Origin of the sequence: Psychromonas sp. B3M02 (assembly GCF_003318165.1) — a bacterium.
Taxonomy (GTDB): Bacteria; Pseudomonadota; Gammaproteobacteria; order Enterobacterales; family Psychromonadaceae; genus Psychromonas.
Map to the genome: position 1 here is coordinate 1 of NZ_QOCB01000010.1, position 23,347 is coordinate 23,347.

Consider the following 23,347-nt stretch of genomic DNA (forward strand, 5'->3'; position numbering starts at 1 on the left):
GCTTCATAGGTATTAGTGAAACCTAAAACCCTTAATAAGTTTTTAATTATTCTTCTCATTGTTGAGAAATCATCAACAATCAAAACCTTCATTTCTTTATTCAAAATATTCCCCTAGAACAACAATCTACCTATTACTATATATATGTATATATAGATAAAAATTGAAAAAAATACACTATTTTTGTTAATTATCTTTAACTAACTAACATACTGCGGGCCATTATCACCAAAATCCATTGCCAATAACTACCCATTAATAGTTAAATATTAGCAGAATTAACTTTAGATTTCAGTTTATGTAACGCTTGGCTAAGAATTTGGCTAACACGTGACTCACTCACCTCTAGAATTAACCCTATCTCTTTTAAATTTAACTCTTCATCGTAGTACAGTGATAACACCAAGGCTTCTCTTTGTGGTAGTGCCTCTATCATTTCAGCTAACTGCTGCGTAAATTGATTTTCAGCCACATCATCAAAGGTGCTATCCGCCGTTGCACTGCTTTGTGCAAACATATCATTTGGATTAGGTAAATCTTCATAAGCGACTAATTTGGCACAATTAACATCCTGCAGCATTTTCTGATATTCACTCAGAGTAACCTGTAAATGCTTAGCGACTTCTACTTCAGTAGCGCTTTCTCCGGTCTGCTTTTCCACTTCATCAATGGCCGTTGCGATAGTGCGGCTATTTTTATGTACCGAACGTGGTACCCAATCGCCTTTACGCAGGTCATCTAACATCGCACCTCGAATACGAATACCGGCGAATGTTTCAAAGCTTGCACCTTTAGTTGCATCAAAATTACGCGCCGCTTCTAATAAACCGATCATGCCTGACTGTACTAAATCATCGACAAGTACATTGGCAGGTAATCTGGCCATTAGATGGTATGCAATTTTTTGTACTAACTCTGAATGACGACCAATCAAGTCAGTTGTATCAGATTGATATCCCTGCGCTTTAATCACTTATAAATATTCCCGCTTGGTTATTATCTATATCTGCCATTTATAAAAGTTCTTTAATACTTTCATCGTTATCGTTTAATAATAACTTCTCAATGAAAAATTCTAGATGCCCACCTGGCTGATGTGGAATAGGCCAATCACTGGCACGATTTGCTAATGCTTTAAATGCTAATGACGCTGGTGTTTTAGGAAAAGCATCCACCACGGTTTTTTGTTTTCTCACTGCTTGACGTACATTGCCATCAAAGGGAATACAAGCAACTAACTCTAACGATGCATCTAAGAAACGATCGGTAACTCGAGTCAGCTTAGTAAATAGGTCTTGCCCTTCACGTAAACTGCGTACCATGTTGGCAACAATCTTGAAGCGATACACGCCATTTTGCTTACTTAATATTTTAATCAAGGCATAAGCATCGGTGATCGATGTTGGTTCATCACATACCACCATTAATACGTCTTGCGCTGCTTGTGCAAAACTCACTACCATATTAGAAATACCGGCAGCAGTATCTATTAATAAAATATCGATAGGTGTTTGTAGGGAGCTAAAAGCTTGGATTAAACCTGCATGCTCTACATCCGTTAATTCCACCATTGATTGTGTACCAGAGGTCGCTGGAATAATCATCACCCCTTCAGGGCCATGTACAATCACTTCATCTAAGGAACATTCACCAGATAACACATGAGATAGGTTTTTAATGACTCGAATCCCTAATAATACATCGACATTTGCTAACCCTAAATCGGCATCAAGTATCATTACTCGCTTACCCATTTTTGCAAGCGATACAGCCATATTAAGCGTTACATTTGTTTTGCCTACGCCACCTTTACCGCCAGTGACTGCAATAACTTTTACTTGGTGATTTGTCATTCGTCTTAACCCGCTTGCTTGATCTGCCATCATCTTACTTACTCATTATTTAAATTAATTAAACCAACACACTAACTACTATAACACCGAAATTAATCGTCTGTATTGCTATACCATTGATGCGACTCTTCTTGTTGTTGGTTTTCCATCATTGTTAATGTATCACTAATTAAACTTTCTACTTTTGCAATTTCAATATCTTCGGGAACACGTTGCCCTGTGGTGATGTAACTAATAGGTAATGCATGTTTCATTGTCACACTTAATACTTCACCTAATCCTAGACTTTCATCAATTTTAGTTAAGATACAACCCGATAATGGAATACGTTTAAAGTGCTGTAATGCTTCTTCAACCACTCGACGTTGTGCCGTTGAAGGAACCACTAAATAGCTTTTAATATTTACGCCACTGCTACTCATTAATGTTTCTAATTGTTCTGACAGGCGAACATCGCGTTGCCCCATACCAGCAGTATCAATTAACACTAAACGCTTTTCTCTGAACTGATATAAAATTTGCGATAATTCATCCGCATCTTTAGCAACTCGCACAGCACAACCCATGATTTTACCGTAAGTGGCTAACTGTTCATGTGCGCCAATACGGTATGTATCAGTGGTGATCAAAGCAACTTGCTCTGGACCATATTTAATCGCAAATTGTGCTGCAAGCTTAGCGATTGTGGTGGTTTTCCCCACGCCCGTCGGACCTAATAAAGCAATCGCACCACCTTTTAACAAGATTTCATTTTGTCCGATAAAGATTTTATCTTGTAACAATGCTTGGATATATTGCTGAACTTCACTAGAAGAAGCGTCTTCAGGTACATAACTCGCTAAGTTATCGGCAATTTCATCGGAAAATCCAGCACTATTTAACCATTTAATGATCATCGCTCGAACCGGCTCTTTACGCTCCATCTCTTGCCACATTAAACCGGATACTTGATGCTCTAAAAGCTTACGTAACGAAGCAACTTCTTCGCTTATTTTTGCCATGCCTTTGTTATCTTGTGCACGGTTAGCTGAAGCAGCTTGTTTGATTGAGCCTTGGCGTGGCTCTTGGCGATGCCAATTTTGTTGTTCTGCTAATGTAGGTGGCTGTGTTGGAACGGATCTCGCATTCTCTTTTTCCAACTCTTCATGGAAAGAGAAAGCTGGCGGCTCTTGACGCTTCTTAGGCGCAGGCTTTTTGTTTTGCTGCGCATTAACCTTACCAAAAAATGAGTTTAATGATTTTGCAAAGTCTTCACCGCTCTCTTTACGGTTACTGCGAATGCTATTAGGTAACTTAATTTTAGGCGCGCTTTTTTCAGCCCCTTTTGAAGATAGCTGAACATTATCATCTTTCAGTTGTGACAAGCTATCCGCTTTATCAGATTTAGGCTCGGGTGCCTGAGACTGGTAATCAACCGCTGCGACTATTTCAATGCCACCCACTACTTTTTTATTCGACATGATCACAGCTTCAGGACCTAATACTTCCTTCACTTCCACCATTGCAGTACGCATGTCTTTTGCAAAAAATCGTTTAATTTTCATTGATTACAACCATTATTGCCCAACTGAGCTAATTATTTTAATTTGCTTATCATCCGGAATTTCCTGATAAGAGAGTATATGCAAACTCGGAATAGTATTTTTAACAAAACGCGCTAATGTGCCACGTAACACTCCTGATGTTAATAATACCGCCGGTTGTCCTACTAACTCTTGTTGCTGTGCAACTTCAATCAGTGAATTCTGAATACGCTCTGCTAAACCAGGCTCAATTCCCGCCCCGTCAGCACCACCTGCTTGTATAGACTTATGCAGTATTTGTTCCAACTCTGAAGACAAGGTTATAACAGGGATTTCCGGCTCATTGCCAATAATTTCTTGGACTATCATGCGTTTTAGTGAAATACGGCACGCTGCTGTCAAAACTTCGGCATCTTGGCTACGTGGACCATAATCAACCAAGGTCTGTACAATAGAGCGAATATCACGAATCGCGACATTCTCATTTAACAATCCTTGCAACACTTTTACTACCGTACTTAATGACAGTACTTCCGGTACTAAGCCTTCAACAAGTTTAGGATGCTTTTTAGCTAACATATCTAATAAACTTTGCGCTTCTTCATGACCTAATAACTGCGCCGCATTATTACTTAAGATCTGACTTAAATGAGTGGCAACTACAGTAGCAGTATCAACGACTGTATACCCTAAGGCTTGGGCTTGCTCACGCTGCGCTTCATCTATCCAAACAGCCTCTAATCCAAAGGCCGGATCAATCCCGGTAATGCCTTCAATAGGCCCAAACACTTGCCCTGGATTAATTGCCATATCTTTATCATGATAAATATCAGCATGACCACAGCCTACACCCATTAATGAAATAGAGTAATGGTTAGGTGACAAATCTAAATTGTCGCGAATATGTACAGGTGGAATTAAGAACCCCATCTGTTGAGATAGTTTTTTACGTACCCCTTTAATGCGATCTAATAACTGTCCACCCTGAGATTTATCTACTAATGGAATCAAGCGGTAACCAACCTCTAAGCCGATAGTATCAACACTGCGCACATCATCCCAACCTAACTCTTTGACTTCGGCTGCACCGGCTTCATTAGCCGCGCCACTCTTTTGTAAAGCCAAAGCGGTTTCTTCCTGAGTTTTCAAACGCTTTAACTGCCAATAAGCACCACCAGCAGCAACGCCACCTAAAGTCAGAAAAGCGAGGTGTGGCATGCCCGGTACGATCCCCATAACCAGTAAAATACCGGCAGTGATCATTAATGCTTTTGGATCATTAAACATCTGACCCAGCATTCGATTACCCATATCTGCTTCGGTATTTTCACGGGTTACCGTGATCGCAGCTGCAATGGATAATAATAGAGAAGGGATTTGTGCAACTAAACCATCACCTATGGTCAATAAGGTGTAGATCTCTGCAGCCTCAGACAGAGGCAGATCATATTGCGCCATACCTATGATAAAACCGCCAATGATATTAATAAATAAAATCATAATACCGGCGATTGCATCACCTTTAACAAACTTACTTGCACCGTCCATTGAGCCATAAAAATCGGCTTCCATGGTGACCTCTTCACGGCGTAAACGCGCCTGATCTTGGTCAATTAACCCAGCATTTAAATCGGCATCAATGGCCATTTGTTTACCAGGCATTGCATCCAATGTAAAACGAGCACTTACCTCTGAAATTCGCCCTGCACCTTTAGTCACCACAACAAAGTTAATGATCATTAAAATGATAAAAACAATCAGGCCCACCGCCAAATTACCGCCGATCACCACTGAACCAAACGCTTCAATCACGTTACCAGCAGCGTTACCGCCTTCATGACCTTCTAATAACACAACACGGGTTGATGCCACATTAAGTGCTAAACGCAATAAGGTCGCGATTAATAGCACGGTCGGGAAAGCAGCAAAATCTAGCGGACGCTTAGTATAGATAGAGACCAATAAGACTATTAATGCTAAAGCGATATTAAAGGTGAATAGAATATCTAATAGCAATACCGGCATAGGTAAGATCACCATGCCTAATGTCGCAAGTACTAGAATTGGTGTCCCTAAGCCACCCAGTAAAGTTGCTCGTTTAGACCAAAGTGATGTGAAGATTGCGTTAATAGTGTCACCTAAAAAGAAAAATGTTAACGAATACTAAATATCCAATAGGGGTTACTCTAACCAACTAATTTAGATATTAAAAGTGGTGGATGCTCTGTATACAAGATAAGCACGCTTCAATGTGATAAATAATGACTAAATACACGTTAATCTTATTATTAAAGTGTCAAATAATTATCTTCATCTTAGTCATAAGCAAATAGAATACCAATTAATAAAGAAAGTGGAAAAGTACTTCGATAAAAGAGGGGCAGATAAGACTTAGTTCGGGTAGAGGAAATCATCTGGCACAGGAATGTCATTAGGTAAAGCTTTTGGTCGACCTGATTTACCTTTTCTAAACTGTTCCAATTGGTAGATGTAAGCTAATATCTTAGCGATCGCAATAAATAACTCTTCAGGAATATCATCACCGATTTCGGTAGTATGATAAACCGCACGACACAATTGTGGTGATTGCATCACAGGCACCTCATGCTCTCGCGCTACTTCACGAATTTTCAGGGCCATAAAGTCAACACCTTTTGCAACAACATAAGGAGGTCGGTCGCCCTCTTTATCGTACTTAAGCGCCACTGAATAATGGGTCGGGTTGGTCACAATCACATCGGCATCGGGAATATCGCCCATCATAGTTCGTTGTGACATCTCATATTGTAATTGACGAATACGTTGTTTGACTTCAGGTTTACCCTCTGAGTTTCGGAATTCATCTTTGACCTCTTGTTTGGTCATTTTTAACTCGTCATTATGCTTGTATATTTGATAGGGCACATCAACGGCAACAATCACTAATAATGACAAACACAATAATAGAAACATCCAGCTCAGCATATCTAAGGCTTCAAAAGCACTGCCGGGTAATTGACTAACAGATAGATGTAAAATATGTTCAAAGGTCGCTGCTAAAATAGCCCAAGCAACACACATAACCACGGTGACTTTTAAAATTGACTTAATCAACTCAACCCATGCTTGCATTCCAAACATGCGTTTAAAACCAGCTTTAGGACTCATTCGGCTAAATTTAGGCATCATGGCTTTAGTACTAAATAGCATGCCACCTAATAGAGAACTACCAAGGACAGAAATAACAAATAACATCAGAAGAATAAGGAAAACAGGCAAGCCTAAACCACTCACGCCTTCCACCAGCGCATGCCACATATGATCAGGCGAATAGATATCAGCACGTTCAAAGGTAAATGCACGCTTCATCATCACAGATAATTCATAAGCGAGCCTATCACCAAATACAAACATTGATAACGCAGCAGCAATTAGCACCGACGCGGTTGCAAGTTCTTTAGAGCGGGCCACCTGCCCCTTTTCTTTAGACTTCCGGATTTTATCGGGGGTGGCCTGTTCGGATTTCTCCGTACCGCTTTCATTTTCAGCCATGTCTTAGCCTATTAATATCCAATAAAATACTAAGGTGGAGCACAAGGGTTATTAAGCATTTCACACATACTTGTAACCCCTTCTGTCCATTGATTTTCAAAGTGCATAGGCACATTTAATAAAGTTAACCATAGTACAAATAAACCAAATACCATACTAATGGAAAAACCTAAACTGAAAATGTTTAGCTGTGGTGCTGCTTTAGTCATGATACCAAAGGATAAATTAACCAATAACATCGCCACCATAGAGGCAATCGAAAAAGCTAAAGCCGCGTGAAACATAGTAGAAAGCCAATCCGCCACATGATAATAATCTAATGCTAACAAACCACTTTCCGAAACAGGTAAAGTCGTAAAACTCTTAATGATCATTTCAATCATCAATAGGTGCCCATCCACGCCTAAAAACAGCAAGGTCACTAATAAAACATAGAACTGACCTACCACAGGAGAGCTTTCACCACTTAAAGGGTCGGCCATGGAGGCAAAACCTAAACTGGTTTGCATAGCGATGATCTGGCCAGCAATAACAAAGGTTTGGACAACAAAAACGGAAATAGTACCAATAGCAACGCCAATCAATACTTGTTGCATCACTACAATAAAACTATTTAATGAAAACAGCTCAATATTATCAGGGCCAGCAGGGATAGCAGGTAAGGCGATTAATGTAATGGTTAAGGCATAAAATAAGCGAATACGTGTCGGTAAAGTATTAGAGCCAATGGCAACCATCACCATCATCATGGCGGCAATACGGCTGAATGCCCATAGATAACTGGCAATCAGATCTAAAATAAGATCCGCCGAGAAAACCATTAGCCAACCACTTGCGGGATCTGATCAATCATGGACACAAAGAATTCCATTAATTTACCAAACCCCCAATGTGCACCAAAGGCTAACGCCACTAAGGTCATAATAAGACGAGGTAAAAAGCTTAAGGTTTGTTCGTTAATAGAGGTCGCCGCTTGGAAGATAGCCACCACTAAGCCCACTAATAAGCTAGGAATGATCACTGCAGAAACAAGGATCAATACCAACCATAGCGCTTGTCTAAAAATATTAACAAAAACTTCCGGTTCCATAAGTCTCCCTACAACCCGAAACTATTAGCTAAACTGCCCATGACTAAATTCCAGCCATCCACTAATACAAATAACATCAACTTAAAGGGTAAGGAAATAATCATAGGCGATAACATCATCATACCCATCGCCATCAAGATACTGGCCACCACTAAGTCAATAATCAAAAAAGGAATAAACAACATAAAACCAATTTGAAAGGCGGTTTTTAATTCACTGGTGACAAAGGCAGGAATCAATACCGTAATTGGCACCTCTTCCGGTGTATCCACTTGTACATCCGCAATTTCCATAAACATTTCAAGGTCTTTTAAACGCGTTTGCGACAACATAAACTTCATCATCGGCTTCTTACCTTCCTCCAATGCTTGCACAATGGTCATCTCTTCATTGAGATAAGGTTGTAACGCTGTTTCATTGATGCGGTCAAACACCGGCGCCATGATAAAAAAGGTCAAAAACAACGCAATACCATTAATCACCTGATTAGAGGGAGAGCTTTGCAATCCTAATGCTTGACGAAGAATCGACATCACCACCACGATACGGGTAAAAGAGGTCATTAGTATCAGCATAGCTGGAAGAAAGCTCAATGCCGTCATAAAAGCTAAAACTTGCAGGGTAACGCTGTATTCCTGATCACCTGCAGGGCTAGTTGTCACTGTCACCGCCGATAAGGCAGTAGGGTCTGCTAATACTTGTGGCACAAACATTATTAGACTTGAGACTAATAACCAGAGTAGCTTATTCATTATTTTTCTTTCCTACTTTGGATAGCACGGTAGCAAATGCAGCTTTGAATGATGGATTTTCAGGGATATCAGTGGTTTCTTCCTCAACGGGTTCTAATTGGTCCAGTAAATTCACTGAGTGCTCACTTACCCCTAACAAATATTGTTTACCACGCACCTCTATAATTTGTACACGGCTTTTATTGGTTAAAGCTTGTGTGGAAATCACTTTAATTGGACTATGTTGACCACCATGACGGATCAAATTGCTTTTTTTCATCAAAAATGCAAATAAGAAGATACAAGCCAGTACCAAAATCAGTGACCCCAACATGGTACCGATCGCTAACTCTGGTCGCTTACTTGTCTCTTCTAACGCCACGGCAGGTAAGCTGACTGTTACTGCAGCAACCTGCATTATCGCAATGAGTGGCTTCATTTTAATTTTTTAATACGTTCAGTTTGGCTAATCACATCGGTTAAGCGAATACCAAATTTATCGTTCACGACCACTACTTCACCATGGGCAATCAAGGTGCCGTTTACCAACACATCCAATGGTTCGCCAGCGATTCGTTCTAACTCAACCACTGAACCTTGGTTAAGTTGTAACAAGTTACGTATATTGATTTTGCTGCGCCCTACTTCCATGGAAATAGTCACAGGGATATCGAGAATACTATCTAAACGCTCTAGCTCCTCATCACTCATTGGTTTCTTAGTATCTTTCAGCTCATCTAAATCAATACTTTTAGCCTCTGAGCTCGCTTTTTCAGATTCTTCTAATGCGGCAGCCCAATCATCAGCCATATCTTGTTCTGTACTCATTATTTACTTCCTATTATTGCATTCACAATACGATTGCTATTTGTCTCTTAAATCTTCTAAATGAATTTGTGTTTTTTGAATTTCAGGTCGACTAATTTTTTCGGTAATTTTTAAAGCATAATTTTCATTTGCTTTACCTAAGGTTGCTCTATAACTTGGCAAACCTTCCACTGACACTAATAAGCTTTCCGGTAGGTCAACGGGAATAATATCACCTGTTTTTAAATGCATGATTTCACGCAATGACAACTCTTTTTCCACCACACTAGCATCAATCCCTACTTCCACATCCATGATTTCATCTTGAAGCGCTTGCGACCAACGTTGGTCGGTGTCTTCTTTATCACTTTGTACACCTGCATCCAATAGCTCACGAATAGGCTCTAACATGGAATAAGGCATAGCAATATGGAAGTCACCACCACCACCATCTAGCTCAATATGGAATGAATTAACCACAATCACTTCCGTTGGGCTGACGATATTGGCCATCGCAGGATTCACTTCTGAATCAAGGTATTCAAACTCGGCATCCATGACCGGCGCCCAAGCGTTATGGTAATCCTCAAAAATTATTTTTAATAACATTTGAATAATACGGCGCTCGGTTGGTGTAAATTCTCGACCTTCAATTTTGGCGTGGTAACGTCCGTCCCCGCCAAAAAAGTTTTCAACTAGGATAAACACTAAACGTGCTTCCATAGTAATCAAACCGGTACCTTTTAAGGGACGAAAACGTACCATATTTAAACTGGTTGGAACAAATAAGGTATGAATATACTCACCAAATTTGAGCATCTGTACACCATTGATAGACACTTCAGCGGTGTGACGCAACATGTTAAATAAGCTAATTCTTAAGTGTCGAGCAAAGCGCTCGTTAACCAATTCCAAGGTTGGCATACGACCACGGACAATTCTGTCCTGGGATGAAAAGTCAAAATGGGCATGGGTATCACCCGTGTCCATATCATCGTTATCACCATTGTCCTCATCGACATCATCAACACCATGTAATAGCGCGTCAATTTCATCTTGAGATAATAAATCCATGCTTAAACCTTATCTATTACTGTAAAACAAAACCGGTAAATAATACCGTATGGATTAACGCACGTTGCTCAACCATAGTGGTCGCTTTATTAAGCTCTTCAAGCGCAGTCATTCGTAATTCATTTTTGCCCTGAGGACTTCTTAGCTGCTCCACTGAAGCTTGCCCAAAAACTGTCACTAAGGTGCTTTCTAATAAAGGAATATGTTTACGTACTAATACTGTATCAGCTTTATTATCGACAATTAACTGTACTTTAATTTGTGCTGTTCTATTGCGACTGCCTTCCATTAGGTTAAATACTAAAGGCCTTGGCATAGGCACATAATTAGCCTCTAATTTTTCCACTTCTTCCACAGGTGTTTGCTGTGCTGCGTCTTCACTTTCTGGGTCTCCGCTAAAGAACAGAAAAAAAACAGCAGCTGCAGCGATAATCAATACCAAAACGGCAGCAACAATAATAATGATTAATTTCTTTTTCCCTGCAGGTGCGTCACCTGATACTGCATCTTCTTCTGCCATGAATACTCCTTAAAATAATCAGTGTGGATAACATTTCTAAACTAGGTAAATAATACACTGATTTTCATAGTTATTTAGTCGTAAATTTGTGATGTTTAAAAAATATTATGCATAATAATCAATTCCTTGATCATTAGAGGCTATTTTTGAAGGCACCCAAATTGCTGTGCCATTATCTTCAACCATATCTTGGTTATCAGCAGTATTGCCATTGAATACGGTTGATGATGCTTGTTGTCCAGATTGCTGACGTTGCTGCGACTGTTGTGACTGCTGCTCAACATTCGCTTCACTTAATTGGATCCCTTGTTGTGCTAACTGCTCTCTTAAACGCGGCATATTTTGTTCAATAATGTCTTTACTTAACCCCGCTTGAGTCTGAATACTTAACTGTACTTGATCCTGCTGCACTTGCACCTTAATAAACATAGACCCTAACTCAGCCGGATCTAAACGAATTTGTACTTCTTGTTTTCCTTCCGATAGCATCATCATCACACGTTCGCCCATTAGGTGAGCCGCTTGTTTAGATTGAATATCCAAAGGTTCCTGTAATAGATGATTAGTCGCTTGCATCTGTTGATTAACGGCGACCAGTTTATCGGATTGAATTGCATTGGTTTGAATAGGTTTGGCACCATTTACATCAGTAATCGTTTGAGCCGCAGCCAGCCCTTCTACTTTCAACGTAGCAGGTGTATGTTCAGAATCAGATTGTTCCCCTTCTGCACTAGGTACTTCAGCCAAGGAGCTAGTTTGCTCAGTTGCTACTAATTCTGTTGTTTTATTAGTTAGGTTTATTGGACTGTCTAATTGATTTTTTTCCAACGATCCTTGTTTACCTTGTACTAGCTCATCCACTACAACTTGATTTTCACCCTGTGTAGTATTGAGGTTAGTTTGCTGCATATTTGCTAAGCTGCTTGTGCTGTTACTTTGCACATTGGTATTGATCTGCTGTGCATCTCGAATACTGGATAATAGCTGAGCTTGTTGTGATGCTGTTGTTTGCCCTTTAGCGTCACTGAGCACTATTTCCGAATCCGTGTCATTTTGTACTGAATTCGCATCTAATTTTGTTGGTTGTGCATTGAAGTTATCAAAAGTAAAAGCAGCGCCTTGATCAACAGTTTGAATGTTATCGCTATTACCAGCTGCTAGTTGAGTATTAACCACGCTTTCGGGCTCAGGCGTATCTGATTTTGTTGTTTGTGTACGGATATTATCAAAAGTAGAAGCAGCACCTTGATCAACGGTTTGTATATTATCGGTATGACCAGCAGCTAGTTGAGAATTAACCACGCTTTCAGAGTCAGACGTATCTGATTTTGTTTTTTGCGCATGGATATTATCAAAAGTAAAAGCAGCACCTTGATCAACGGTTTGTATATTATCGATATGACCAGCAGCTAGTTGAGAATCAACCACGCTTTCAGGATCAAGCGTATCTGCTTTGGGATCCGTCAATTCATCTAACATATCAACACTATTTATATCACCTGGAGCCGTCTGCTCAAGCGGTTCATTAGTACTGCTTAATGAAGAAAAGCTTATGTCCGCTTGTTGTTGCTCTAACGCATTAATAGGTTGCTCGGATAACTGTTCAGTAGCTTGGCGATCCACTACTTGCGTATAAGTAGAAGTTAATTCAGCATTATCATTTGTGGTGGTTGGTAATACTTCCACAGTGCTTTCCTGCTGATTAACTAGGTTTTGGCCAATAACCTTATTCGTAGGGCTATCGCTAACCATCAGTTGTTGCTGATTTTGATCTATCTCTTGGTTTTGTTCTGTTAACGAAGTCGTAGCGTTGATTAAATTATTTGGCACTTCTCTTGGATTTTCTATAGATTCGTCATGCAGCTTAGCCGCATTATCTGTAGGGGTTTTATCAGCAACAATTTTATCGTTTAATAACTCAGAAAATCGCAGTTTGTTGAGCGAAGATCCCTGCTCAGAAGACAATAAGCCGTTCTCAGTCACTTCACTCTCTTTATGTGCTTTCAAATCGCTGGCTGTATTTCCAGCTAAAAATAAAGGCTGCATCATAAAACATTCTCTCTATATCAATACACTGGCCAATTACGCAATGTCGCTACTGGTTAGTTGTATTCTTGCTGTGATTGTTTGTTTTTAAAAAACTGAAAAGTCGCAAACTCGTCTAATAACTGCTGCTCTTTTTTATCTTCTAATTTACTTTTCTCAAGGGCTTTTTTCTCTAGTAATAACCCCATTGCTTTATGAGCTATCTGACTATCTGTCCACTTACGTTTTGCTTCACGTACCGCATATTCATACTTAACAAGGGAAGACTGCTGATTACTTAAACCTTGGTCGATCTGCACAATAAATTGCTGATATTTCCCAAGTGTAGAGATAGTTAAACCTTGAGATCCTTTTTCACTTAGCTGTGAAATATACTGACGACGGTATTGATGCAGGTTCTGTAATTGATTACGTTGCTCAAAAAGATCGTTTTTAGCCTGTTGATAAACTTTCAACGCTTGATCAACTTGTTTTTCTCTTTGTTCATATACAAGCTGTAATGCATGGTTGGACATAATATAATCCTTTAACTATTCACAAACTCCTGCGTTAAAACGGCAAGCTGTGTCAAACAATCGTTATAACTGATACTGTCTTTCATACCTTGTTGCAAGAAGTGATCCAATCTAGGTTTAATTAGGATAGCTTTATCAATTCGTGGGTCACTACCGCGTGAATATGCGCCTATCGTAATCAGTTCTTTGTTTTCTTCATACAAGGCATAAGCCTGTTTTAGTACTCGTGCTAGGGTTTGATGTTCGTCAGAGGTAACCATTGGCATCACTCGACTAATCGATTTAGCGACATCAATAGCGGGGAAATGTCCGGCATCGGCTAAATTTCTAGATAGTACAATATGTCCATCTAAAATAGCCCGAGAGGCATCGGCAATAGGGTCTTGTAGGTCATCACCTTCGGTTAATACGGTAAAGAAAGCACTAATAGATCCTTGATTATCATTGCCATTACCGGCTCGCTCAACCAATGCAGGTAGCTTGGCAAAAACAGAAGGCGGGTAGCCCTTAGTTGCTGGTGGCTCACCAATCGCTAATGCAATTTCACGTTGCGCCTGAGCAAAACGCGTTAAAGAATCCATTAATAGCAATACATTTAACCCTTGATCGCGAAAATACTCGGCAATAGTTAATGCCGTTTCACAACCTTTTAAACGCATTAATGGTGAAGCATCGGCAGGGGCGGCAATAACCACCGCCCTCGCTCTTCCCTCTTCACCTAATATCTCTTCAATAAACTCTTTTACTTCTCGGCCACGCTCACCAATCAAACCAACCACTACTACATCCGCATTAGTACCGCGAGTCATCATGCCTAACAACACACTTTTACCAACGCCTGAGCCAGCAAATAACCCCATACGCTGGCCTTGGCCAACGGTTAATAATGCGTTAATCGCTTTGATACCTGTATCTAATGGGGATTTAATCGCTTTGCGAGAAAGCGGGTTAATACGTGTATTTTGAAAACCACTCATCGTACTGGTTTTTACATCACCCTTGCCATCGATTGGATTACCCATACCATCCAGTACGCGTCCTAATAATTCCATACCAACAGGAATGCCTACTTCTTTAGTTTGTGGGATAACTTTTGCACCGGGTAACACACCGGTTAATCTTTCACTTGGCATTAAAAATAAACGCTCACCAGCAAACCCAACGACTTCGGCATCGATATAACCGTCGTTTGTTTCAACTTTACACATACTGCCAACTGCAGCACTACACCCTACCGCTTCTAGCGTGAGACCAACAACCCTCACCAGTTTACCTGCCACTACTGGGTGAATTATAGAGTCGCCTACTTGGTATTGGTTAATACGCTGAGCTAAGCTATTCATTAACGTCAGTTACTCTGTTACTACTTTCTATTGAGTCTTCGATGGACGCTTCTGATCCTTCTACATCCTCTGCTTGGATAGCTTCATCATCACCTTGCTCGGTCACTGTTTCAGCTGCTTCTTTTAGCATCTCTTCGGTTTGCATCTCATAATCTAATGGTTGCTCGTTGAGTAACTCACCATCATTACTGACCTCTGGCGTATTTTGATAGTTTTCTTTAAGGAAATGCTTTAATACTTGTGTAATACGCGTTGAAAAAGCGTAATCGACACTTGAGGTTTGTGTTTGTATTTGGCAATCACCACGCAATAGAGCAGGTTCAGCGCGAAGATCCCAACCTCGCTTTTCACACTCTTTTTCAGAGAAAGCATCTTGTACAAAGTGGAGGTCTTCTGGGTTTAAGCAGATGATAATATGTTGCTCACTAACTGGTAGCGCTTCAACTCCCTGCTTTAAAGCTTGCAGAACCACTTGCGGGTTAACTGTGACTTCGCAACGCACCATTTGCTCGGCAAGCTGTGTTGCTAATGTTATAAGCTGTACTTCAACATGCTCATCTAACTTTTCTAATGGTTTATGTAAACGGGACACAAGTTGTTGCCAATGTAAGGTTTGTGCATCTATCCTCACTTGCCCTTCTTGTAAGCCTTCTTCTACGCCTTGTTTAAGCCCCGCTTGGTGCCCTTCACTTAACCCTTCTAGTTTTCCCTCTTCAAGCCCTTGATTAAATCCGGCTTCCTTACCTTCATTAAAACCATCTTCATAGGCTGAGGCTCGAATCGCTTCAATATCTTCTAATGTTAATGGCGTTGGGCCTTCCTCTTTAGCTTCCTGCTGTTCAGAAGTCTTCTCTTGATACCAGTTCGCAGGACGACCAAAGAGATCTGTTTCATCATCACCTAATGCAACATCCTGTTCAAAGTCAGGTATTGTCCATTTCTGGAATGCATTGTCATTGTCGTTATTCGAAGCCATCCATTTACCTTATTTTTCAGCTAACGTGAGTGAGCGATATTATAAAAACTCATCTCCGCCACCGCCACCTAGCATAATTTCACCGGAATCAGATAAACGACGAGCAATATTAAGGATCTCTTTTTGTGCTCCTTCAACTTCGCTGATTCTGATAGGTCCCATCGCTTCTAGGTCATCGGCTAACATCTCTGCTGCACGTTTAGACATATTCGCTAATACTTTATTCTTAAGCAACTCATCGGCACCTTTTAAAGCTAATTGTAGTTGCTCTGGTGGCACTTCACGTAATAGGGTTTGAATACCACGGTCATCAACATCGATAAGGTTATCAAATACGAACATAAGATCTTGAATTTGTTGACTCATATCTTCATCAGATTCACGTAATGAATCCATTAATGGACCTTCAATAGCCGTATCTAAGTAGTTCATAATGTTAGCAGCTGCTTTAGCACCACCCATTTTCGCTGCTTGTGCGCCAGCTTGACCTGCAAACTGTTTCTCCATGATCTCGTTTAGTTCTTGTAACGCAGCTGGTTGAACCTCTTCTAAGTCAGCAATACGCATCATTAAGTCTAAACGCACTTTCTCTGGGAATTGCGTCAATATTTCAGCAGATTGCTCTGGATCTAAATAAGATAAAACAATGGTTTGAATCTGCGGATGCTCATTTAAAATGATACTCGCAACTTGACGCGCGTCCATCCATTTCAATGAATCAAGGCCTTTAGAACCACTGCCTAAAATAATTTGATCCACTAAGTTACCGGCTTTATCTTCACCCAGTGCTTCAATCAGTGATGAACGAACAAAGTTTTCGCTATCTAACCCAATATTACTGTATTTTTGAATATCTTCGATAAATGCGCGATGCACACCACTCACTTTAGCTTGTGAAGAGTCGTCCAATGCAGCCATCTTCATACCTAACTTTTGTACTTGTTTAGGCTCTAAATTTCTGAATATTTGCGCTGCATCGGCAGGCGTTAAGCTCAACATTAATAAAGCCGACTTTTCAACACCCGTTAATTGAGTAACGTCATAGGTAGTGACTTTTGTTGTTTCTTGGTTGTTTTCATTCTCACTCATCTTCCATTAACCACTCTTTAATTACTTGTGCCGATAAACCAGGCTCGTTAGCCACTAATGATCTTACTGCTGTTAATAGATCTTCATCTTTATGGAGATCTGGCAGTTTAAACTGACCATTACTCATTCCGAACTCAAGGCTTTCATTATCATCATCAGATAGCATTTGTAGATTATCATTCTCTACTGAACCAATCGCCCCACCTAGTTCATACTCTTCCGCACTTTCAAGCGACTCTGGGTATAACAGTTTTTTCATAATAGGACGAACGATTAATAGCAAAGTCAAAATAATGACAAATAAACTACCGCCAAATCTTACGTAACCTTGGAAGGTTTCTGTTTCCCATAATGCTTGCTCTGGTTCAACAGGTAATTCAGGTCGATTAAAGCTGACTGAAGCCAGTGCCAAAATATCGCCACGTGCAACATTGATCCCCAAACCACCCAACAATAACTGTTTAATATTTTCTACTTCTGCTGCACTGCGTGGTGTATAAACGACTTCACCCGCTTCATTGGTTGATTTAATGTAATCCAATGCCACTGATACTGCTAATCTATCAACTTTACCCACTTTATGTTTAGTATGCGTAATGGTGGTATCTACTTCATAGTTACGAGTTGATTCTGTACGAGAAGAGCCATTATTTTCAGCCTTGGCATTTTCCGCTGCTTCCTCTAACTCTTCAGGAATCGCACCATTTGCAGGAGGTTGATTTGATAAAGCACCCGGTACAGAACCAATATTCGCCCCTAATGATGACTTATCTTCAATCAGCATTTCACTACGTACAGCCTGATTAGAGGGATTAAAGGTTTTTTTCGTTTCCTCTACCACGGTGAAGTCCATCACTAAATCCACTTCAGAAGTATAGTTGGCGATACCTAATACTGGTATAAGAATAGCATCAATTTTTGACTTATATTCATCTTCTCTTTCACGCTGCATCGCAAACTCTTTACTAGTTTGGGCAGAGCTACCTGTACTACTTCCTGAATGCAGTAAACGCCCTCTTTGGTCTGTTACTGTCACATTATTAGGTGAAAGTCCCTGCACAGCTGAAGCGACCAGGTCTACAATGGAATCAACTTCCTGCGCAGATAACGCATAAGAACGTGCACTAGTTACAACAACTGTCGCACTTGCTTGTCTTTCTTTACGAGCAAACACACTCTCTTTAGGGATAGCTAATAATACTTGTGCATTAGTGATGTTTTTCATCTCTTTAATCGCAAGCGCTAATTGACGTTCACGACTTAGCTTTAACCTTTCTTTTTCAACACGTTGACTTACACCAAAGCCCATATCTTGTAATAAAATATCATCGCCGTTGTCCGCATCATCATTAGCTAAACCTGCGCGTGTCATTAGCAATTTAACTTTTTGATATTGATCGGACATAACTGAAACGTTATTACCTTCTAACTTGTAGGGGATTTTCTGTTGGTCTAAAAAATCTAATGTAGAGATAAGTTCATCAGTTTGGTAAGTCCCTAACGGGCGGTATTCAGCTTCTTTACCCCATGACCAGATGATCACAACAATCGCCAACACAATTAATAAGCCAATAATCATGCTAATTTGTCGTAATACATCTACGTTAGAGAAGAATGATGAAACAGCACTTTTCTTTGGCGCTGTAATCTCACTTTCATTCCCTTCTAACAATAAATTTGCGTTGCTTGCTGAATCAGACACAGGACTTCCTTTTTAACTAATTTACTTTAAACAAAGACTGATTAAACAGGCATACTCATTACTTCTTTGTAAGCTTCTACCATTTTATTACGCACTTGTACTGTGGCATCAAAGGCTAAGCTTGATTTATTCGCTGCAATCATCACATCAGACAAACTGACGTTTTCATCACCCATTTCGAAACCGTTACGTAAGTCTGAAGTGTTTTGCTGCAAACCATTAACATTCTCAATAGCTTGCTTCAGCATGGCAGAAAAGTCCGCAGGAGCAGGGTTAACAGAAGAAGTGTTTAGATCACGGCTCAAGCCTTTTGCTTCTACACTTTGTGTTTGTAACTCTTTAAACATTGATGCTGCATTAATATTCATTGTGATTAGCCTATTTTTGACACTGATACTTGTAAAAAGCAATTACTATGCCATTAACTAAAAATAGGTATTAATTTATATTGAAAAGACAAGGTGCAAAAATTATTAATATAAGAAGTGAGTAAAAATAACGAAGTCAGGTGAGGAAAGGTAATGGCACTAAGTTACCTTAATGCCATTAATAATAATTAACTATTCAGCGTTTAGCTTTTCAATCTCTTTATCTAAAGCTAAATCAGCACGCTCTGCTTTGAACTCTTGGTATAAAATATCTTTTTGTTGAGTATTAACAGTTCGTTCAGATGCACTGATCAGTTGATCAAAAATAGCCTGCGTAGATTGCTGGCCAATACCTACTAATACACACAGGTTGGTTTTATCAGCAATATTCACAATGTCTGTTTGAATTGGGTTAGTACCCACTAGCGTTTGCTGGGTTACTTGTTTAGAAACACTCGAGAAGGTTGTACCTGATTCAACACCTGACGCCGCTTCTATTTTATCACGGTATGTTTTATCCATCGCACTAACACGCGTTTCAATTCGTTGTGCTAAAGAGGTACGTGCATTAGCTACCGCTTGTTGTTTATCGATCGACATATTACCTGACCATAAAACACATTCAGATACAGCAATACCATCATCAATTTGAGGGTTTAAAATCCATCCTGGAATGTCACCGACAGCGGTTTCTTGAACCGGCTCATTCGAAGAACATGCCGTTAATAACACAATAGTAGATAAGCTTAATAGAGACTTTATTTTTAACATCATCATTCCTTAATTTAAAAGATTAACAGCAAACACTGCTTAATGTGATTGCTATAACAATCATCCTTTTCATTACAGTCTAAGTTATTTATAAATTATTTACATAAAAAAATCCCCATTTTAATACTTAAAATGGGGATTTAAATTACTTAATATTTATCTAGCATCTTTTAGGATGCTGGAATGTTTACTAATTAGCTTTTGAATTCAGGGTAAGCTTCAACACCACAATCGTGCATATCCATACCCGCATCTTCTTGCTCAGCAGTAACACGGATACCCATAGTTACTTTGATGATAGACCAAACGATCCATGATGCGATGAATACAAATCCAAAGATAACCGCTGCGCCGTAAAGCTGAGTCATAACTGATGCACCGTCGTTAGACATTGGAACAACTAATAGACCGAATAGACCACACACACCGTGTACAGAAATAGCACCTACTGGATCATCGATTTTTAATTTATCTAGACCAACAATGCTGTAAACAACGATTACACCAGCAATTAAGCCGATAAGTGCTGAACCTAGTGGTGATGGAGATAGTGGATCAGCAGTGATTGCAACTAAACCAGCTAATGCGCCGTTTAGAATCATAGTTAAATCTGCTTTACCCCATTTGAATTTACTTACTAATAACGCTGCGATAGCACCTGTTGCTGCTGCTGCGTTAGTGTTTAAGAAGATTTGACCAACTGCTGTTGCATTTTCTGCATCAGAAACAAGTAGTTGAGAACCACCATTAAAGCCAAACCAACCCATCCATAGGATGAATGTACCTAATGTTGCAAGTGGCATGTTTGAACCAGGAATTGGGTGAACACTACCATCTTTACCGTATTTACCACGACGAGCACCTAGTAAAACAACTGCCGCTAATGCTGCTGCTGCACCTGCCATGTGAACAATACCAGAACCAGCGAAGTCACTGAAACCAGCTTCACTTAGGAAACCACCGCCCCAAGTCCAGTAACCTTCCATTGGGTAGATGAAACCTGTTAGGAATACTGAGAAGATTAAAAATGCCCATAGCTTCATACGTTCAGCTACTGCACCCGATACGATAGACATTGCTGTTGCAACGAATACCACTTGGAAGAAGAAATCAGATTCTAGAGAGTGGTCTGCACCTTCAGAAGGTGAACCAATTAATGAACCAAAAGAAGGTAACCAACCACCAGCGCTGTTATCAACATACATAATGTTGTAACCAACTAATAGGAACATAGTACATGCAATTGCATATAGTACGATGTTTTTAGTTAAAATTTCGGTAGTGTTTTTAGAGCGAACTAAACCTGCTTCTAACATGGCAAAACCTGCTGCCATCCACATAACTAGCACACCTGATATTAAAAAATAAAAGGTATCCAACGCAAATCTTAGTTCTGTAACTGTTGTTTCCATAATAGTAATCCTTAACTTATATAAACTTGTGGTTTAAAGTGCTTCTTCGTCGAATTCGCCAGTACGAATACGAACAACTTGCTCTAATGGCTGAATGAAAATCTTACCATCACCTACTTTCCCTGTATTAGCTGCGCTAATAATAGCCTCAACTAAACGCTCAACATCTTCGTCCTTAACCGCAATTTCTAATTTCACTTTAGGTAAGAAATCAACTTGGTATTCTGCGCCACGGTATAATTCTGTGTGGCCTTTTTGACGACCGAAACCTTTAACTTCAGAAACAGTAACACCTGCGATACCAATACCCATGACTGCTTCGCGTACTTCATCTAATTTAAATGGCTTAATAATTGCGGTTAACATTTTCATCATATATTCCTTTAAGGTGTATTAAACGTTTGTTCATAGCCTTCTATTAACAACTACCGTGCCAGAAAAAAATAACCATTATTTAACAACAACTTAAGAACGAACCACCACTAAATACATATCGAAAACGCACCATAACAGTGCGTTAATTAAGTGTGCCATGCACCGATATGTAACAGATGAAATATTTATCACAAAAATAATTAATGAACTTAGTAAATGATTGATTGTCATGATCCTTTATGCCCATAAAAGCTCATTTATACTGCTTAGAAAGCAACTTTTATTAGCATTTAATCCTTTATCTCTCTGCTATCAATGGCCATGAAATAAAAATTAATTAACCAACTAACCTGCTTAGCCCTTAGCAAATAAAGCTTCATCTGCTATAGTGCGTAACAATTTTTCGACTTAACAACCTTGAAGGTATGTAACATGAAAAAAATAAGCCTACTGCTTATCACTTTCTTACTGAGTATGAATGCGCTTGCCGCTCCAATGATTGTTCCTAAAGCTCCATCAATCGCAGCCAAAGGCTACCTATTGATCGACTTTGATTCTGGGAAAGTCCTTTCTGAAAACAATAGTACTGAAACGCTAGAGCCAGCTTCTCTAACTAAGATGATGACCAGCTATATTATCGGTCAAGAGCTTAAATCAGGTAACTTAAAGTTAACGGATAAAGTAACCATCTCAAATAATGCTTGGTCTAAAAACTTCCCTGATTCTTCAAAAATGTTTATCGAAGTCGGTAAAGAAGTTACCGTTGAAGATTTAAACCGAGGCATCATTATTCAATCAGGTAATGACGCTTGTGTGGCGATGGCTGAGCATATCGCAGGTAGTGAATCTGCTTTTGCTGACCTAATGAACTCGTGGGCAGCGCAATTAGGCATGAATGATACACACTTCGTAAACAGTCATGGTTTACATGCAGACGGTCATCATACAACCGCTGCTGATATGGCTATTCTAGCGAAAGCAATCATCACTGATGTGCCAAATGAGTACAAAATCTACAGCGAAAAATCATTTAAATACAATGGTATCGTTCAATATAACCGTAACGGTTTATTATGGGATAAAAGCCTTAATGTAGATGGCATGAAAACTGGCCATACTAGCGCAGCTGGTTACAGCTTAGTCTCTTCTGCAACTAAAGATGGCATGCGTTTAATCAGTGTGGTTATGGGTACTCGCTCTGATGAAGCCCGTAAAGTTGAAAGTAAAAAGCTATTAAATTGGGGTTTCCGTTTCTTTGAAACAATCACTCCTTATAAAGCTAATGACCAACTAGCTAATGAACGTATTTGGATGGGTACACAAGCAAACATTCGCTTAGGTGTTCCAGTTGATACGCCATTAACTTTGCCACGTAACCAATCACAAAACCTAAAAGCTGACTTTGTAATCGACAATGAATTACGTGCACCAATTCAAAAAGGTGACATAGTAGGTCAAGTTAACTACACACTAGCTGATGAAGCAGTGGCAAGTTACGATTTAATCGCTTTAGAAACCGTTGAAGAAGGTGGTATTTTCAGCCGTATTATTGATTACATAAAATTACTATTTATTGGTTGGTTTGGTTAAAATAGTCCCCATATATACCATTCACATACAG

General features: G+C 39.7%; 24 protein-coding genes and 1 pseudogene. 2 read left to right on the top strand and 23 right to left on the bottom strand.

Annotated elements, in window-relative coordinates; genetic code table 11:
- From DS885_RS00970 to flhA, 5 genes and pseudogenes are all read right to left on the bottom strand, one after another.
- Window positions 1-104: pseudogene (locus tag DS885_RS00970) on the bottom strand (response regulator); the annotation flags it as partial.
- Window positions 105-262: 158 nt separating this feature from the next.
- Window positions 263-973 carry an RNA polymerase sigma factor FliA gene (locus DS885_RS00975; RefSeq protein WP_113817539.1) on the bottom strand — a complete coding sequence of 237 codons (711 nt, stop codon included), beginning with the start codon at window positions 971-973 and terminating at the stop codon, window positions 263-265.
- Window positions 974-1,013: 40 nt separating this feature from the next.
- Entirely contained in the window at window positions 1,014-1,886 is an 873-nt protein-coding gene (locus DS885_RS00980) for a MinD/ParA family protein (RefSeq protein ID WP_113817540.1), read from the bottom strand.
- A gap of 59 nt (window positions 1,887-1,945) precedes the next feature.
- Window positions 1,946-3,397: a flagellar biosynthesis protein FlhF gene (gene flhF, locus DS885_RS00985; RefSeq protein ID WP_113817541.1), complete on the bottom strand. Its 1,452-nt coding sequence runs from the start codon at window positions 3,395-3,397 to the stop codon at window positions 1,946-1,948.
- Window positions 3,398-3,409: 12 nt separating this feature from the next.
- A complete protein-coding gene (gene flhA, locus DS885_RS00990) occupies window positions 3,410-5,461 on the bottom strand; it encodes a flagellar biosynthesis protein FlhA (RefSeq protein WP_258546819.1) in 2,052 nt (683 codons plus the stop codon).
- Here flhA and DS885_RS17690 point away from each other — a divergent pair.
- A complete protein-coding gene (locus DS885_RS17690; protein WP_258546809.1) occupies window positions 5,415-5,543 on the top strand; it encodes a hypothetical protein in 129 nt (42 codons plus the stop codon). The two genes, flhA and DS885_RS17690, sit on opposite strands and share 47 nt — an antisense overlap.
- 224 nt (window positions 5,544-5,767) lie before the next feature.
- Here DS885_RS17690 and flhB read toward each other — a convergent pair whose 3' ends face one another.
- The 18 genes from flhB to DS885_RS01080 form a co-directional block, all read right to left on the bottom strand.
- Entirely contained in the window at window positions 5,768-6,907 is a 1,140-nt protein-coding gene (gene flhB / locus DS885_RS00995; RefSeq protein ID WP_113817543.1) for a flagellar biosynthesis protein FlhB, read from the bottom strand.
- A 29-nt stretch (window positions 6,908-6,936) separates the two neighbouring features.
- Window positions 6,937-7,728, bottom strand: coding sequence for a flagellar biosynthetic protein FliR (fliR, locus tag DS885_RS01000; RefSeq protein WP_113817544.1), 792 nt, complete (start codon window positions 7,726-7,728; stop codon window positions 6,937-6,939).
- On the bottom strand, window positions 7,728-7,997 hold the full coding sequence (gene fliQ / locus DS885_RS01005) for a flagellar biosynthesis protein FliQ (protein WP_113817545.1): 270 nt from the start codon (window positions 7,995-7,997) through the stop codon (window positions 7,728-7,730). Before fliQ ends, fliR begins: the two co-directional genes overlap by 1 nt.
- An 8-nt stretch (window positions 7,998-8,005) precedes the next feature.
- Window positions 8,006-8,749 (bottom strand): flagellar type III secretion system pore protein FliP, encoded by a 744-nt coding sequence (gene fliP, locus DS885_RS01010; protein WP_113817546.1) that lies wholly within the window; start codon window positions 8,747-8,749, stop codon window positions 8,006-8,008.
- Complete coding sequence (gene fliO, locus DS885_RS01015; RefSeq protein ID WP_258546810.1) at window positions 8,742-9,167, bottom strand: flagellar biosynthetic protein FliO; 426 nt, start codon at window positions 9,165-9,167, stop codon at window positions 8,742-8,744. Before fliO ends, fliP begins: the two co-directional genes overlap by 8 nt.
- Window positions 9,164-9,556, bottom strand: a complete 393-nt coding sequence (gene fliN / locus DS885_RS01020; RefSeq protein ID WP_113817547.1) for a flagellar motor switch protein FliN — start codon at window positions 9,554-9,556, stop codon at window positions 9,164-9,166. The genes fliO and fliN overlap by 4 nt, the downstream gene beginning before the upstream one ends.
- A 36-nt stretch (window positions 9,557-9,592) precedes the next feature.
- Window positions 9,593-10,609 (bottom strand): flagellar motor switch protein FliM, encoded by a 1,017-nt coding sequence (fliM, locus tag DS885_RS01025; protein ID WP_113817548.1) that lies wholly within the window; start codon window positions 10,607-10,609, stop codon window positions 9,593-9,595.
- Between the two features lie 16 nt (window positions 10,610-10,625).
- Window positions 10,626-11,129, bottom strand: coding sequence for a flagellar basal body-associated FliL family protein (locus tag DS885_RS01030; protein WP_113817549.1), 504 nt, complete (start codon window positions 11,127-11,129; stop codon window positions 10,626-10,628).
- A gap of 105 nt (window positions 11,130-11,234) precedes the next feature.
- Entirely contained in the window at window positions 11,235-13,178 is a 1,944-nt protein-coding gene (locus DS885_RS01035) for a flagellar hook-length control protein FliK (protein WP_113817550.1), read from the bottom strand.
- Window positions 13,179-13,231: 53 nt separating this feature from the next.
- Window positions 13,232-13,690, bottom strand: coding sequence for a flagellar export protein FliJ (gene fliJ / locus DS885_RS01040; protein ID WP_113817551.1), 459 nt, complete (start codon window positions 13,688-13,690; stop codon window positions 13,232-13,234).
- An 11-nt stretch (window positions 13,691-13,701) separates the two neighbouring features.
- A complete protein-coding gene (gene fliI / locus DS885_RS01045; protein ID WP_113817552.1) occupies window positions 13,702-15,033 on the bottom strand; it encodes a flagellar protein export ATPase FliI in 1,332 nt (443 codons plus the stop codon).
- Complete coding sequence (fliH, locus tag DS885_RS01050; protein ID WP_113817553.1) at window positions 15,026-16,009, bottom strand: flagellar assembly protein FliH; 984 nt, start codon at window positions 16,007-16,009, stop codon at window positions 15,026-15,028. Before fliH ends, fliI begins: the two co-directional genes overlap by 8 nt.
- Before the next feature lie 39 nt (window positions 16,010-16,048).
- Window positions 16,049-17,098, bottom strand: coding sequence for a flagellar motor switch protein FliG (fliG, locus tag DS885_RS01055; RefSeq protein WP_113817554.1), 1,050 nt, complete (start codon window positions 17,096-17,098; stop codon window positions 16,049-16,051).
- On the bottom strand, window positions 17,091-18,800 hold the full coding sequence (gene fliF, locus DS885_RS01060; RefSeq protein WP_113817555.1) for a flagellar basal-body MS-ring/collar protein FliF: 1,710 nt from the start codon (window positions 18,798-18,800) through the stop codon (window positions 17,091-17,093). The genes fliG and fliF overlap by 8 nt, the downstream gene beginning before the upstream one ends.
- A 41-nt stretch (window positions 18,801-18,841) precedes the next feature.
- Window positions 18,842-19,168, bottom strand: a complete 327-nt coding sequence (gene fliE, locus DS885_RS01065) for a flagellar hook-basal body complex protein FliE (protein ID WP_113817556.1) — start codon at window positions 19,166-19,168, stop codon at window positions 18,842-18,844.
- 192 nt (window positions 19,169-19,360) lie between these two features.
- Entirely contained in the window at window positions 19,361-19,939 is a 579-nt protein-coding gene (locus DS885_RS01070) for a hypothetical protein (RefSeq protein WP_258546811.1), read from the bottom strand.
- Between the two features lie 194 nt (window positions 19,940-20,133).
- Complete coding sequence (locus DS885_RS01075; protein ID WP_113817558.1) at window positions 20,134-21,351, bottom strand: ammonium transporter; 1,218 nt, start codon at window positions 21,349-21,351, stop codon at window positions 20,134-20,136.
- Between the two features lie 33 nt (window positions 21,352-21,384).
- On the bottom strand, window positions 21,385-21,723 hold the full coding sequence (locus DS885_RS01080; protein WP_113817559.1) for a P-II family nitrogen regulator: 339 nt from the start codon (window positions 21,721-21,723) through the stop codon (window positions 21,385-21,387).
- Window positions 21,724-22,158: 435 nt separating this feature from the next.
- Here DS885_RS01080 and DS885_RS01085 point away from each other — a divergent pair, with 435 nt between their 5' ends.
- A complete protein-coding gene (locus DS885_RS01085; protein ID WP_113817560.1) occupies window positions 22,159-23,316 on the top strand; it encodes a D-alanyl-D-alanine carboxypeptidase family protein in 1,158 nt (385 codons plus the stop codon).
- Window positions 23,317-23,347: the final 31 nt, after the last annotated feature.